We start from the raw sequence: 14,274 nt of genomic DNA on the forward strand, positions 1-14,274 counted from the left end.
CAATTCAATTGGAACAATCGACATGTTTTCAGGTTTGAAAAAATCCTCCTTGAGGAAAGCCATATCCGTCTGCCGCGCTGTGGCTGATGGCGACTTCGAGGCGCGGATCACCAATATTTCGGAAACTGGCGAAGCGGCAGAGCTCATGCATGCGATCAATCTCCTGATAGATCGTACTGACGCTTACTTGCGCGAGTCCAAGGCTTGCCTCGACTATGTTGGCCGTAATCAACATTTCCGTCTGATTTCTGAAAAGGGGATGGCGGGGAGCTTCAAGGAGGCGGCAACCAGTATCAACACGGCCACGCTGTCGATCAAGGAGAGGCATGACGACTTCTGCAGGCTTGGATCTGATTTTGAAGACCAGCTTCAGGACGTGGTTCAGTCGGTAACTGTTACAGTTGGCGACCTGAATGTGGTCTCGGAAAACGTCGCCCGTGCGTGCTCCGAAGCAAACGAGCAATCGGTCATGGTGGCCGCCGGTGCAGAAGAAGCCTCCACCAACATGCACAGTGTTGCTGCTTCTACAGAAGAGCTGACGAGCTCCATCACGGAAATCAACCGACAGGTCGTGTCTGCAGCCGAGATTGCCAACGGTGCCGTGAACAAATCCCGTACAATGAGCCGGGAAATCGACAGTCTTTCCCGCAGTTCGATGAAAATCGGTGAAGTCGTTCAGCTGATCAACGACATCGCTGCCCAAACCAACCTGCTTGCCCTGAACGCCACCATTGAGGCGGCCCGGGCGGGTGAAATGGGTCGAGGGTTTGCCATCGTTGCACAGGAGGTCAAGGCGCTGGCCAGCCAGACGGCCAATGCGACCGAAGATATCAACGCGCAAATTTCTGCTCTACAGTCCGTCACCGCCAATGCGGTCGACGCCAATGCCGAGATCAGCGATGCGATCGAACGCGTGAGTGAGATCTCTTCTGCCATTGCTGCAGCGGTGGATCAACAGACCGAGGCGACTGGTGAAATTGCGCAAAATGTCGAAGATGCGGCTGCCGGTGCGACAAACGTCACCGCAAGCATCGTGGGTGTTCAGTCGGCAACTGCAGAGACACATGAGGTTAGCGGAAGGGTTGTCGGTGCCGCTGGCAATCTCAAGCAGCAGGAGCTCAACCTTCAGCAACTTCGTGAACAAATGATCAGCTTTCTGGAGACGGCGAGAAAGGTCGGGTAGCGGTTCCTGAAATGAGGGCTCGAAGAAAAGGCAAAAAAACCGCGCAGAGAGCCTGCGCGGTTTTTTACATCGGTCAGAAACCTCGACTTATGAGTCGGAGCGGTTTTCCAGCTCACGGCGGATCTTCAGCTTTTCTTCGCCGTTCAGATCACCGACCATGTCCTTGGCACCACGTGCCGGAACGTCGTTTGCTTCGTCCATGCGCGCTTCTGCATTCGCGGCAGCGGAAGCGCCTGGCAGGATCAGACGGTCGCCATTTGCGTCACCGGTCACTGCTTCGCTCTTTTCGACAGGCTTGGCTGGTGCGTCTGCCTCAACTTCGGCCTGAACGGCAGCGCTCGGGCGGATGAGTTCATCGCCATTGGCGTCACCGAGCATTTTGCCATCTGCCTGTGCGGCGCCGATCATGGCCGTGGAAGCGAAGAGGCCTGCGAAAAGGGTCTTTGTAAAACGCATAGTGAGTTGCTCCTTTGTTGTTGCGGCGCCGTGTGCTGATCTTTGTCAGGATGTGAAGCTCTTATTCAGCCTCGGCGCTCGGGGGGCAAACACACAGAATGCCGGGATCGTTCCGAAAAAAGTGATCACGAAAATTTTGGTGCAAGGGCTGTCGCAGGCGGCAACCAATGGAGCAACTGTGCGTTCCACACGGGCCCGCGCGAGCGCGCGTTAATAAAGAAAAAGGCGGACCGAGGCCCGCCTTGAACTGTCCAGACGCAGATGTTTGCTCAGGTCGGTTCCAGGGTCTTCGCCTTGGCCAGTCGACTGACGACATTCTCGATAATCTTGTGGCCGGCATCCTGATCGAGAGACATGATGCTCTCGGGGTGAAACTGAACCGCCGCGATCGGCTCTTCGTCATGCTCGATGGCCATGACGACATCATCCTCTGTCTCGGCTGTGATCCGGAAGCCTGAGGGCAACTTGTCTTTCTTGGCAAAAAGCGAATGGTAGCGGCCGACGATGACCGGCGCGTCGAGGCCATCAAACAGTAGGGAGTTGCCGGAAATCGAGATCGGGGACGGCTTTCCATGCATCGGAACGTCAAGCTGGCCAAGTTCGCCGCCAAGCGCTTCGGTGAGCGCCTGAAGGCCCAGGCAGACACCAAAGATTGGCAACCCACGCGAACGTGCCCGGCCGATGGTTGCCGCACAATCGAAGTCCTTTGGCGAGCCGGGACCAGGCGACAGCACGACGAGGTCGGGATTGACGTCATAAAACACGTGGTCGGCGACGGGCGAGCGATAGGTCACGACCTCTGCACCGGTCTGGCGGAAATAGTTCGCAAGCGTGTGGACGAAGCTGTCCTCATGATCGACCAGCAATATTTTGAGGTTTTCGCCAAGCTTTGCCTTTTGGGTCTTGTCCTCGGTCTTGGTCGCCAGTCCTGCCTCGCGAACGGCAGCGCGCATGGCTTCCGCCTTGAGTTCGGTTTCAGCTTCTTCGTCCTCGGGAACACTGTCGTAAAGCAGTGTTGCGCCAGCGCGGATCTGCGCGACGCCGTCCTTGATCCGGACCGTCCGGAGCGTCAGGCCGGTGTTCATGTCGCCGTTGAAGAGCACGGCGCCGATGGCGCCGCCATACCAGGCGCGCGGGCTCTTTTCATTCTGCTCGATGAACTCCATCGCCCAGCGTTTCGGTGCACCGGTAACGGTCACCGCCCATGTGTGGGATAGAAAGGCGTCCAGCGCATCCATGTCCTCGCGCAAGATACCCTCGATGTGGTCGACCGTATGGATCAGACGCGAGTACATCTCGATCTGCCGGCGCCCGATGACCTTCACCGAACCTGGAACAGAGACCCGGCTCTTGTCGTTGCGGTCAACGTCCGAACACATGGTCAGTTCGGCTTCATCCTTGGCCGAATTCAGAAGCTTGCGGATTTGAGCTTCGTCCTCGATCGCGTTCTTGCCGCGCCGGATGGTGCCTGAAATCGGGCAGGTCTCGACTCGGCGTCCGCCGGTCACCCGAACATACATCTCAGGGGAAGCGCCGACGAGGTATTCGCGGTTTCCCAGATTAAAGAAGAAGGAATAAGGCGACGGATTGATCTGCTGAAGCCGCCGGGAAACGGCCGATGGTAGGTTCGGGCAGGCTTCATAGAAGGTCTGGCCGGGAACCGTTTCGAACAGATCGCCGCGGCGGAAGTAGTCTTTGGCCTTGTGAACCAGCTTGGCATATTCGCCTGGCTCGTGGTCGCCCCGGCCCGGGTCTTCATTGGCCGGCATGTAAGGGCTTTTGTCGCCGTCGCGTGGCAGTCCCTTGGTGCTCTTGCCATCAACCTCAAAGTCATATTCGAGCACGTAAGCACGCTTGCCGTGGTGGTCGACGATCATGATTTCATCGGGCAGGAACAGGACAACGTCCCTCTGGTCTCCTGGCCGCTCCAGCTTCAGGTCAATGGGTTCGAACTGGAAAGCAATATCATAGCCGAACGCGCCATAGAGGCCGAGCTGATCGTCGTCGCAAGCAAAGAGGTCTTTAAGCGCTCGAACGATCGAGAAGGTCGAGGGCTGACGCGAACGTTCTTCCTCCTGGAACTCCCGGTCAGGCTTCTTCACAGTGAGGTCGATGCGTTCGTCCGAGTTCGAGAAGGCTGCCACATCTGGATGCGCTCTCAGGGCCCGGATGACCGCTGGCATGAGGATCTTGCCGCGTTCGTTGAGCGCTCTGATTTCGACGGTCCGGTCATTGGCTTCCATCACCAGCGGCGGGTTGACCAGGGCCATGTCCCAACGGGTGTAGCGTCCTGGATATTCATAGGAGGATGCCAGGACCGCGCCACGTTCTGCATCCAACCGGTCAATCCACGCGGACGTGCCGGCTTCATAATCGGACGTGCGGGACGTTCTGGAAATGGTGATCCCGCTTTCGCAGTTGAATGTCTGGTCAGCCAGTGCCTGCATGGTAACTCATCCTCTGGTGTGGGCGTGGTTGGAAACACGCCCTGAAATTTTCTAGGGCCTCGGAGTGCTCACCGCCTGGTGAGGCCGACGCCCGGTCAAATGAACTGCTCAGACAAAACAAAGGCCGCCAGCGGAAACCCGCGGCGGCCTTTTGTCTGCTTTGATCACGTTCAAGACATGGAAAAGCTCTGGCCGCCAATTAAGCGTCCCGCCACCACCAAGTCTGGATCGCGATCATGTTCATGGGAAATGGCATAGCGGATCGAAACGGAAGTCGCAATCAGGAAATGAGGTGTCGCGGTGAGGTGGCTCTGTCCGTAGGCGAAGTTGGCTCGGATGAGTGTTGGAGCGGCTTGGTGTCCCATCTTCGCCCTGTAAGGTTTTCGTTTGTGACTCGGTGTCTGACATCTCTGTTCTGAGCTGAAAGTGACGGCTGAATTGTGTGTCGCCGAACACCAATGCAGTTTCTCACCGGTGAAATCCGCTTCAAATACCGAATATCAATAGCTTTTGACATCACGTTCATCTTTTTCGGCAAGGCTGTGCTCCGTGAGGTCTGGAGAGTGACCGCGACGTAATCGCAGCATGGGGCGCTGATACATGGAACACTATGATCTGATTGTGATCGGCAGCGGGCCTGCCGGGCGCCGCGCCGCCATTCAGGCGGCCAAGTTCGGGCGCGACGTTCTGGTGGTTGAACGCGGTCGCCGGGTCGGTGGCGTGTCGGTTCACACGGGAACAATCCCCTCCAAGACCCTGCGCGAGACGGCGCTGAATCTTTCGGGCTGGCGCGAGCGTGGCTTCTATGGGCGGTCCTATCGGGTCAAGCAGGACATTTCCGCAGATGACTTGCGCGCCCGTTTACACATTACATTGAACCACGAGATCGAGGTGCTCGAGCACCAGTTCGCGCGCAACCAGGTGTCAACGCTTCGAGGCGAAGCGAAATTCGTCGATGAGAAGAGTATCGAGGTTGAAGGCGAGGCGGGCGAGACGTTCCATTTCTCTTCGGACAAGTTCCTGATTGCCGTTGGAACACAGCCTTTCCGGCCGGACTATGTGCCGTTCGACGGGGAATATATTCTAGACAGCGACGAAATCCTCGAGCTGGTCGACCTGCCTCGGTCTATCGCCGTGATCGGCGCGGGCGTGATCGGCATCGAGTATGCGACCATATTCTCTGCGCTTGATGTGCACGTCACCCTGATCGAGCCACGCGACACGATGCTCGATTTCATCGACAGCGAGCTGGTGGCAGACTTTACGCACGAGCTGCGGGATCGCGGCATTGTCATGCGTTTTGGGTCAAAGGTCGAAAAGATCACCAAACATGGTCCGGGAAAATGCGAGATCGAGCTGGAAGGCGGTCGTTGCATCCGGTCCAATGTGGTGCTCTTTGCCGCTGGTCGCATGGGCAACACGAAACCGCTCAACCTTGATGCCTGCGGCCTGACAGTGGATCACCGCGGGCGACTGAAGGTGGATGCGCAGACTTTTCAGACGGACGTAGAACATATTTTTGCGGCAGGCGACGTGATTGGTTTTCCAAGCCTGGCCTCGACGTCCATGGAACAAGGCCGGATTGCGACCTGTCATGCACTCGGCGAAAAGGCCTATGACCCGCCGGAGTATTTTCCCTATGGCATCTATGCTGTGCCGGAAATCTCGACTGTCGGCATGACCGAAGAAGAGGTGAAGGAGCGGGGCATTCCATACGAGTGTGGCATTGCCCGCTTCCGGGAAACCTCGCGAGGCCATATCATGGGCCTGAATTCCGGCATGCTCAAAATGATCTTCTCCCTGAAGACCCGCCGTCTTCTGGGCTGCCACATCGTGGGTGAGGGAGCGACCGAGCTGATCCACATTGGACAGGCCGTTTTGAACCTTAAGGGCACGCTCGAATATTTCGTCGAGAACACCTTCAATTATCCGACCCTCGCGGAGGCCTACAAGATCGCCGCACTCGACGCCTGGAACAGGATGCCGATCATCGAGGAGTGAACGAGGTAAAGCCTCATGACGCTTTACCGTGCAGTTGAGGCGATGAATTTCTCCAGCAGCAGAGAAAGTTGTTCGACCTCCGCGGCATTCAGGCCACTCACTGTCTTTTGCTGGCAGGCGATATAGTCCGGCATCATGCCCTTGATGAGCTTCAGGCCCTGGTCCGTCAGGCAGACCATGAGCGCACGCCGGTCCTCCGGATGTGGACAGCGGGTAATGTGTCCAGCCTTCTCCAGCCGGTCCAGCCGGGCGGTCATGCCACCGGAGCTCATCATGGTTGACCTGTAGAGCTCGGTCGGCATCAACTTGTAGGGTGGTCCCGAGCGAACAAGGGTCGCCAACACATCGAACTCCCCCTGTTTCAGTCCTGCCGCCTTGAAGATGGGTGCCAGATGCTCGGTGGACACAACGTGGGATGCTTCATTGAGGCGGCCAAGCAGCACCATGGGTGCCAGGTCCAGCCCTGGAATTTCCAGGTTCCATTGATCTCTGGCAACGGCTGCACGATCACCTGCCGGTTCGTTTTTCGAACTGGTTACATCGCTCTTCCGGGCGATTTTAGCCTCTTCCACCATCGGTGTTCTCATCTCGGTTTTGCCTTTGAATGTGATGGCGGCTTGGTTCTGTTTTGTCAAATTGCAAGAATCTTTATTATAAGTATCTTGATATCAAGATAAATAATCCGATATAGCTGAAATCAGCGAGAAGCTGTGACAGCGCAAAGGATTTCAAAATGACGGCGTCGACGGAACGAGACGGAGAGGGAATCCCGGGAACAAGGGAGGCAGACAGGACCTTGTTAGGAGAAGGTCCGGCGCGCGCAATTCCGGCGGCGGTTGTGCTGCTGATGATCGTAGGAGCATTGCTCGCAACATCGGCCGTGTTTGCCAAATGGGCACCTTCCGCAGGATGGTCGCCTGTCGCGCTGCTGCAATGGTCTTTGTTGGGAACGGCTGCGGTTCAATTTGCAGTCGTGGGGTGTCGGAAGGCTGGATCAGCTCGTGGGCGCCCTGAGGAGAGGCAGGTTCGGTTGAACGTCGCAAGGGCTCGCCAGTTGACGCTCTACTGCGCGGCCTCCGGCTTGCTGTTCGCTGTTCCCAACGCATTGGCATATGCCTCGGCACGCCATGTCGGTGTCGGCTTCATCGCCTTGTGCTTTGCCTTTCCGCTGGTTCTGACCTACGCGCTCTCCGTGGTGTTGGGACGGGAAAGACTGAACGGCAGGCGCCTGAGCGGAGTTGGCCTCGGGGTTGCTGGCGGCATTCTTCTGGCCTGGCAGGGACTTGGCCAGGCAACCGGCAATGCGGTCTGGTATCTGGCGGCTCTGACCATGCCTGTGCTTGTCAGTATCGGCAACATCTATCGCAGTGCCTATTGGCCAGAAGCGGCAAGTCCGCAACTGCTGTCTGCAGGCATGATGGCCTTTGGATTTGTCACGCTGTCGGTTTTGAACGCTGCGCTGGGAACCGATCTTGCGCCTGTCAGATATGATTGGCCGACGATGGCGTTGCTTGCCGCGCAGGTGGGGCTGTTTTCAACGCTCTATGCGCTCTATTTCCAGCTACAGGAGCTGGCAGGACCGGTCTATCTTAGTCAGATTGGCTCTGTTGCGGCCGTTGTCGGACTGGCGTTGGGATACATCGTGTTTGGGGAAGTGCCAGGAGCAGAAAAGCTGCTCGCCGCAATGGCGATCGCGGCGGGGGTCTACGTCGTCAGTCGCACAAGGTAACCTGGTGCCCCTTGTGAATTGGCGTCAGCTGTTGGCCCGCGCAAAGGTCCTCTGATTTGGTGGTCAAAAAAAAGCGCCGCGGCTTTGGAGGCCGCGGCGCTTGCGCTAGATGAAGCGTTTCTCGGATCTGTGAACTTTAGGCGGCGTTCGCCTTGATACCGTCGAGGAAGGCGGCAACATGATCGCGGAGTTGGTGCGCTTCGCGCTCCAGGCTCTGGCTTGCCGAGTAAACGGTGTCTGCGGCCTCGTTGGTGACGGTCGCCGCCTGGGACACGCCCGAGATATTCTCGGAAACTTCCTGTGTACCGGATGCGGCTTGCTGAATGTTCTTCGCAATATCCGTCGTGGCTTCTCCCTGCTGCTGGACAGCCGCAGTGATTCCGGTCGTGATATCGTTGATTTTCCCGACTGTCTCGGTGATGTCCGCAATGGCATCAACGGCTTTGCTGGTTTCTTCCTGGATCGACGAGATTTGGCTCGAAATTTCCTCGGTTGCCTTGGACGTCTGAGTTGCTAGTTCCTTAACCTCAGAGGCCACAACGGCAAAACCTTTGCCAGCTTCCCCGGCGCGTGCCGCCTCGATCGTTGCGTTGAGCGCCAGAAGGTTCGTTTGCTCTGCGATCGCCTGGATCAGGGTTACAACTTCACCAATGCGGCCGGCAGCCTCTGAAAGGCCTTGGATGCGTTCATTGGTCTGAACGGCCTGAGATGAGGCCTGCGATGCAATTTCGGCAGACGTGCCGACCTGGCGGCTGATCTCGGTTACGGACGCCGTCAGCTCTTCTGCCGCTGCTGCGACCGTTTCCGTGTTTTGTGACGCGCTTGCAGCTGCACCGGCGACGGCTTCACTTTGATCGGTGGTCTGTTTGGCGCCTTCGTTCAGGCTGGTTGACGCTTCCTGGAGACCTGTAACCGATCCGGTGATCGTGTCGAGCAGACCGCGAACCTGAACTTCGAAATCGGCCGAGAGGGTCTGGATATTCCCGGATCTTACGAGATCCTGCTGCTGACGTTCGGTCTGGTCGGACTCGAGCACGCGACGGGAATGCTCATTTTCGACGAAGGTTTCCATGGCAGAAGCCATCTCGCCGATTTCGTCGCCGCGGTTTGCGCTCCCGATATCTATCTCTGTGTCGCCCCTTGCAAGGGCCTGCATGTTACGGGTCAGCGCCTTGAGCGGAGCGGCAATGTTCCGAATAGCGGCGAAAGCCACGGCTCCTGCCAAGAGTGCGCCAACCAGAACAAGGCCAGCCGTCTTGATCATCTGCGAGAAGAAGGTGGCTTCAATGTCGTCGACGTAGTTGCCGGTGGCAAAGATCCATCCCCATGGCTCATAGAGGTCGGCCCAGGTTGCCTTGGGTACCGGAATTTCCTCATCCTTGCGGGTCCAGCTATAGTAGAGCAAGCCGCCGCCATTGTTGGCGACCTGGATCATTTCACGAATGTGGTACTTGCCGTTCTTGTCTTGGGCATCCCAGGCGTTCTTGCCTTCGAGTTTGGGATTTGAGCTGACAATCCGGTCGCCATTCGGACCGATTACGAAAGCATAATTCTTGCCATCGTAGGTCGCAGCACGAATGATATTTCCCGCTTGCGCCATCGCCTCTTGACGGGTGAGCTCACCGCTCTGCTCAAGACCGTGGAAATAGTCTGCAATCGAGCTTGAGAATTCGACGACCGTTCTGGCTTTGGCTGCACGTTCTTCGAAAAGTGTTGAACGCAGTTTGAACAGTTCGAAGCTCAAGAGGGCCACCGCCACGACACCAAGCGTGATTACGGGAAACCAGATCTTGATGCCAATTCTAAAACGATCGAGGATCATCACTCTCTCCTGGAAGGATAACTATCTTCCTTCTCTGATGGAAAGCTAAAATAAAGGTGAAGAATCCATGTTCTGAGAACTCGAGTGTTTACATCAGGGCTGGTGCCGAATGTCGAATTTTTAAAAATAGTTTTTTTGACAATTATTGGATTTCCAGAATAAGCCGATTGATGGAATCTATAGGTGTTTCTTTATGAGTGGTTATTCATTTTCGTAGGCTGATACGGCAACCGAAACACGCACGCTTCATGGAGGCGTATTAAGCGAACTAATTGAGATGAAGGGCGTCGTGGTCTCCAAAACGACACGCAACGCTGATGAGAGGTTAGCAAAGCCAGCAATTGTCCGGAAGGTTTGCGGGCTCCACCGCGCCTTCAGCTTCGATCCAGCTTGCGATGCCGTTCTGGACATTTGCGATTTGAGTGAAGCCGGCCTTTTCCGAAAGGTGTTGGGACAGCACTGAACTGCGATTGCCCGACTGACAAATGAAAATGATCTCCTCGCCAGGTCCGGCGATTACTTTCTGCAGTTCGTCTCCGAAGGCCGGGTTGACCTGGCCTTTTTTATCGAAAAACGTAATCAGATGGCTGCCAGCCAGAACACCGGTGGCCTTCCACTCATCTGGCCGCCGGATGTCGACGACCGGTATCCCGGTCGCCAGTTTCGCTTTCAGTTCATCATTGCTGATGTCGGAAAATTTCTTGCCCTTGACCTCGAGCAGCTCAACCTCGAACTTCAGCGTTGCATTTGGTGGGATGATGTTGCCTGCGCCCCGGCGGCCATAGCCAAGTTCCGGCGGAATGATCAATTCGCGCTTGCCACCGACTTTCATGCCTTCAACGCCCTGTTCCCAGCCGGGAATGACACGTCGTTCACCGAGGGTGAACGAGAAGGGTTGATTGCGATCATGGCTGGAATCGAACTTCGTGCCGTCCATCAGCCAGCCAGTGTAATGCACCACCACCGTTTCGCCGACGTTTGCCTCTTCTCCGGTGCCGATCGTGATATCCGTGACCTTGAGCTCCTCCGCCTGGGCCGGCAGGATGAACAAGAGCAAGGCGGAAACAGCCGCTGCGATGATAGGTCTGAGCATTTAAAACCTCGTCTGGATGATTAACACCGCAGACCACGCCCTGTCAAAACGGCGAAGTCAAAGCCATCCGCAAAAATGGCCGCTTGGTTCAGGACTTAGCTTCGCTGCGTTTGGTCATCTCAAGCAGCTTGTCGAGGTCGGCCACTTCACAGTAATTCGCCGAGCGGAAGGCCTCGAACCATTTCGCCGCGTATTCCGCGTTTTCCGTTTCTGGATACCAGGGTCCTCCGTCCGTAAAGTGGACGGCCTGCGGTGTCTCGACGCCTTTGGTGTAGTCGGCGAGATAATTCCAGTTCGCTGGAATTTCGCCGATCAGGTGATCACCCTCGAGCCATTTGAACTGATGGAGCTGAAGGCCGGTCGCAGAATTCACGTAGTCGGGGGTCAGCGCGGTACACTTCGCGTTGTTGAACAAGATCACGCTGGACCAGTTCTTTTTTTCGTACCTGGTCTGCTTTTCGCCAAGAAATTTCGTGTCTTCGGTCGGGTTGTGATCGTGCTTCACGCACATGACAGAGTATTTGTCATCTCGCAGCGCCCAAAGCTTGGCAATATCATCAAGGTAGACGATGTCGTTGTCCATAAAGATGGACCAGCCGGTGAAACCCGAAAGATAAGGCGTCAAAAAACGGGAAAACGAGAACTCTGTCGACTGGTTTGGATCCGTGTTTCGCCAGAAAATATCTTTCATATTGCGAAGATTCAGCGGCAGGACACTAACTGGAACACTGCTGTGTTCCGTTATGGAATGCGCGAGTGTTGTTGACGCAACATGGATCCGGCGATCGTAGCCCACGAAAATCCTGACAACACTGTCATGCATGTTTTAGCTCTCTTTCGATGCTGAACTGTTCAAAACCTGAATGAACTGTCTAGTTTTATCGCCGGGCAGGATCAAGGGCGCGCGCCAGAAATTCATTGGTGCGTTCGATGTCGTCCGGCTGCCATGAAAGGCCTTTGGTTTCTTCGGCGGTCAGGCGTTCCTGGTGGCGGTCGCGAATGGCGGTCAACATAGGAACCAGCACATCGGCATGCCGCACAGCATAGACGGGAGCGCGTTGGTCGGATGTCGGAAGGGCGGTTTGGGCCGGGAAATGACAATAGCGTCGTCGCCACGTGTTCAGAAAAAGCGGTATGCCATTGTCGAGAGCTTCCTGAAGGGTGGCCGAATTGTTGCCCACAAGAAGATCCATCCGTTCGAAGAGCTCGGCAAAGGGCGTGGTCGTGTCAATTTCGACAGACCCTGAGAATTCATCCGCCCGCAACGTTTCCTGAAGCCACTCGAAAGGAAGTCCGGCTTTTTTCGGCTTGAGTTTGATCAAGAGGCGCAAGTTGTTCACTTGTGCAGCGGCTCTGGCGAATTCTAGAAGACCGCGCAGATACTCTCCAGGGGTTTCTGTTACGTAGGGAACGTGCCCGTGTAGTTCACGATAGTTGCCTGCCATGACGACCAGAAATTCGTCATTCTGTTTTTGGGCGACAGTGTAACGTTGACCTATGCTGATGGCACCTATCACAGGGCTATTGTCGATAACTTCAGGCGAAAGGGAGGCTGTCAGCGGCCCCTTGCAAATGAGGGTATCAAGTCCAGGCATATTGACACGGCCATGACGTGCCCAGAGCTGCGCTCCCAGATTGGCAAGTCGGCCGGTTTGAGCCGTGTCGCTGCCATGGTTGATCATAATGGACCGTGCGCCCGAGGAGGTCATGTCGATTGCCGCACGGATGACGGATGGCTGAATCAGGTGATCCAGTACGAGGCATGACGGCTGAGCTTGCCGAGCAAGTTCACAACCTGCTTGGCTGTCTTTGCAAATATGCGGAAGGTAGCGCGCGATGGCCTCTCGTATCGCCTGGTCGACCAGCATGTCATCATCAACAAGGCTGGTAAGACCTATGGTCGTCAAATGTGGTTCTGATGGGCCGGAGTAGGCACGAAAGAGCCTAATCTCCGTCCGGCGACTGCCGATCGCACGCGCCGCCAGCAAGGATTTCAGGGTCCTCCTGAGTGATGCAAAGGTGGTCTTTCCAGGCGGGCGTACAGAGACGATCGCGGCACCTGGGTCCGAGTCAGCAAGTGTGTTGCAGACTCTCTTGGTAAAAGGAGTTGCCCGGTCCAGCTGGAAGATCGTCGGTCGTTTTCCAAGGAGTTTCAGGATCAGATGGTTTGCTAGCTTGCAAAGTCGTGCATGAAACCGTCCGTATTCTGTTGACGGCAAGAACGCGTCGAAAGAACGTGAGAGTAGTGCGGAGAATTTTAAAAATACGTCCTTCTGACTCTGACCAGTTAGCACATCTCCTTCGATTGCAATTGTCAGGTCATTCTCTTCGCATGCGGTCAGTGCTTTTTGGAGAAGAAGCAGCGGAGGGACAAGGTTGAACAGCAAAATCCGAACGCCTTCGACTTCGCTCGTATGCCAACCAAGCGCTCGAAGCTTCCTATCGACGTCATCGAGATACTTCTTTGCGCGCAGCACATTCCGGCCATGGGTGAAAGCCGCGGTAACGTCCTCAAGCTCTACGACTTTGTGTCCAGCCTCTTGAAGCCGCACGGTGGCGTCCGGCGCAAGGGATAAAATCGGAGCATCTAAGTTGGGCAGAGCCAACAAGAGCTCTGCTTCAGCCAAGGTCGTTGCGATAGCGCAGGCTTTGGGCTTTTCGATGGTGGCTCGTTGAGAGATTCCGAACTGCATTTTTTCGCTAAGGTCTTGCTGCGAGACAATCGGCCGCTGTTTCACGCGGACTGTATCTTCTTTCGACCTAACACGCGCAAGGTCACGTTCCTTCCAAAACGAAGGAGAGGGTAGCTGAAGCGTGCAACCCTTCGATTTGAGAACAGTGCGCTCGCTATCTTGTTGAGAGGCCCATATCTGCTTGAGAGAAGCGAAATCAAGTGTACACAGTCATGGCCGTAGTATGCGCGCCCTTCGTAGTAGGCCAGCATGCCTTCATTGAGATCGTAGCCGTCTGCAAGTGCTTTCTCAACGTCTGGTCCACCCTCACGAGCATTGACAAGTGTGACCGGTCCGACTGATGACCTCAATCGAGAAATGACCACATAGCGTGAGCAAAACGGGCAATCCCCATCGTAGATAATCTTGATACCTGACATGCCGGTGTCATTTGACCTTTGCTACTAGCGGAATCTCGATTTTATCTTCGTGTACGAACCTCGCCATGGGGCGATCATCGACGACGGAAATACAAACTGACTCCGTCTTATATAGATAGTGATTGATTTCCGAAGGCAATACCGAGGAGAACTCGCCGAACAAGAAGGGGTTTGACCAAATGTGGTGTGGATAGAGATCATACGCATATCCGCCACTGCTGGCTTCTTTCTGCAAGGCGTAGCGATGTAGAAGTTGAATTGGTTTTTCGATCTTCTCGCGATCCTGCCTTAGAGCCGGATTTAAAAGTAGTTGAGTGATATCAAAGGGTTGTGATTCAACCGTCTTTGTCTAGAAGATGGAGGATCGAATGCCCTGGGATGATATCACTCGCCGGCAGCATAACCGGGACCATCTGCGTTATCCAACCGAT

12 protein-coding genes and 1 pseudogene are annotated in these 14,274 nt (G+C 55.7%); 3 read left to right on the top strand and 10 right to left on the bottom strand.

Annotated elements, in window-relative coordinates; translation table 11 throughout:
• Positions 1-49: 49 nt before the first annotated feature.
• Positions 50-1,183, top strand: coding sequence for a methyl-accepting chemotaxis protein (locus ABJZ52_RS11970; protein WP_348311466.1), 1,134 nt, complete (start codon positions 50-52; stop codon positions 1,181-1,183).
• An 87-nt stretch (positions 1,184-1,270) separates the two neighbouring features.
• Here ABJZ52_RS11970 and ABJZ52_RS11975 read toward each other — a convergent pair whose 3' ends face one another.
• The 3 genes from ABJZ52_RS11975 to ABJZ52_RS11985 all read right to left on the bottom strand — a co-directional run bounded on the left by ABJZ52_RS11975 (position 1,271) and on the right by ABJZ52_RS11985 (position 4,451).
• Positions 1,271-1,639, bottom strand: coding sequence for a hypothetical protein (locus ABJZ52_RS11975; RefSeq protein ID WP_348185670.1), 369 nt, complete (start codon positions 1,637-1,639; stop codon positions 1,271-1,273).
• 269 nt (positions 1,640-1,908) lie between these two features.
• Complete coding sequence (locus ABJZ52_RS11980) at positions 1,909-4,086, bottom strand: anthranilate synthase component I (RefSeq protein WP_348185668.1); 2,178 nt, start codon at positions 4,084-4,086, stop codon at positions 1,909-1,911.
• Between the two features lie 170 nt (positions 4,087-4,256).
• A complete protein-coding gene (locus ABJZ52_RS11985; protein ID WP_348185666.1) occupies positions 4,257-4,451 on the bottom strand; it encodes a hypothetical protein in 195 nt (64 codons plus the stop codon).
• Between the two features lie 235 nt (positions 4,452-4,686).
• On the opposite strand from ABJZ52_RS11985, the gene sthA reads away from it, so the two are divergent.
• Complete coding sequence (gene sthA / locus ABJZ52_RS11990) at positions 4,687-6,087, top strand: Si-specific NAD(P)(+) transhydrogenase (RefSeq protein ID WP_348185663.1); 1,401 nt, start codon at positions 4,687-4,689, stop codon at positions 6,085-6,087.
• Between the two features lie 23 nt (positions 6,088-6,110).
• Here sthA and ABJZ52_RS11995 read toward each other — a convergent pair whose 3' ends face one another.
• Positions 6,111-6,674 (bottom strand): MarR family transcriptional regulator, encoded by a 564-nt coding sequence (locus ABJZ52_RS11995; protein WP_348185660.1) that lies wholly within the window; start codon positions 6,672-6,674, stop codon positions 6,111-6,113.
• 146 nt (positions 6,675-6,820) lie between these two features.
• Here ABJZ52_RS11995 and ABJZ52_RS12000 point away from each other — a divergent pair, with 146 nt between their 5' ends.
• Positions 6,821-7,816: a DMT family transporter gene (locus tag ABJZ52_RS12000; protein ID WP_348185658.1), complete on the top strand. Its 996-nt coding sequence runs from the start codon at positions 6,821-6,823 to the stop codon at positions 7,814-7,816.
• Between the two features lie 136 nt (positions 7,817-7,952).
• Here ABJZ52_RS12000 and ABJZ52_RS12005 read toward each other — a convergent pair whose 3' ends face one another.
• The 6 genes and pseudogenes from ABJZ52_RS12005 to ABJZ52_RS12030 form a co-directional block, all read right to left on the bottom strand.
• Positions 7,953-9,638 carry a cache domain-containing protein gene (locus ABJZ52_RS12005; RefSeq protein ID WP_348185655.1) on the bottom strand — a complete coding sequence of 562 codons (1,686 nt, stop codon included), beginning with the start codon at positions 9,636-9,638 and terminating at the stop codon, positions 7,953-7,955.
• 325 nt (positions 9,639-9,963) lie between these two features.
• Positions 9,964-10,359 carry a rhodanese-like domain-containing protein gene (locus ABJZ52_RS12010; protein ID WP_348199907.1) on the bottom strand — a complete coding sequence of 132 codons (396 nt, stop codon included), beginning with the start codon at positions 10,357-10,359 and terminating at the stop codon, positions 9,964-9,966.
• Positions 10,345-10,638, bottom strand: a pseudogene (locus tag ABJZ52_RS12015) (FKBP-type peptidyl-prolyl cis-trans isomerase); the annotation flags it as partial. The pseudogene ABJZ52_RS12015 and the gene ABJZ52_RS12010, both read right to left, overlap by 15 nt.
• Before the next feature lie 181 nt (positions 10,639-10,819).
• Positions 10,820-11,554, bottom strand: a complete 735-nt coding sequence (locus ABJZ52_RS12020; RefSeq protein ID WP_348185652.1) for a glycosyltransferase — start codon at positions 11,552-11,554, stop codon at positions 10,820-10,822.
• 55 nt (positions 11,555-11,609) lie between these two features.
• A complete protein-coding gene (locus ABJZ52_RS12025; protein ID WP_348185650.1) occupies positions 11,610-13,469 on the bottom strand; it encodes a hypothetical protein in 1,860 nt (619 codons plus the stop codon).
• Positions 13,466-13,843, bottom strand: coding sequence for a DCC1-like thiol-disulfide oxidoreductase family protein (locus ABJZ52_RS12030; protein WP_348185647.1), 378 nt, complete (start codon positions 13,841-13,843; stop codon positions 13,466-13,468). The genes ABJZ52_RS12025 and ABJZ52_RS12030 overlap by 4 nt, the downstream gene beginning before the upstream one ends.
• Positions 13,844-14,274 lie beyond the last annotated feature (431 nt).

Origin of the sequence: Roseibium sp. (genome assembly GCF_039982295.1) — a bacterium.
Classification (GTDB): domain Bacteria; phylum Pseudomonadota; class Alphaproteobacteria; order Rhizobiales; family Stappiaceae; genus Roseibium.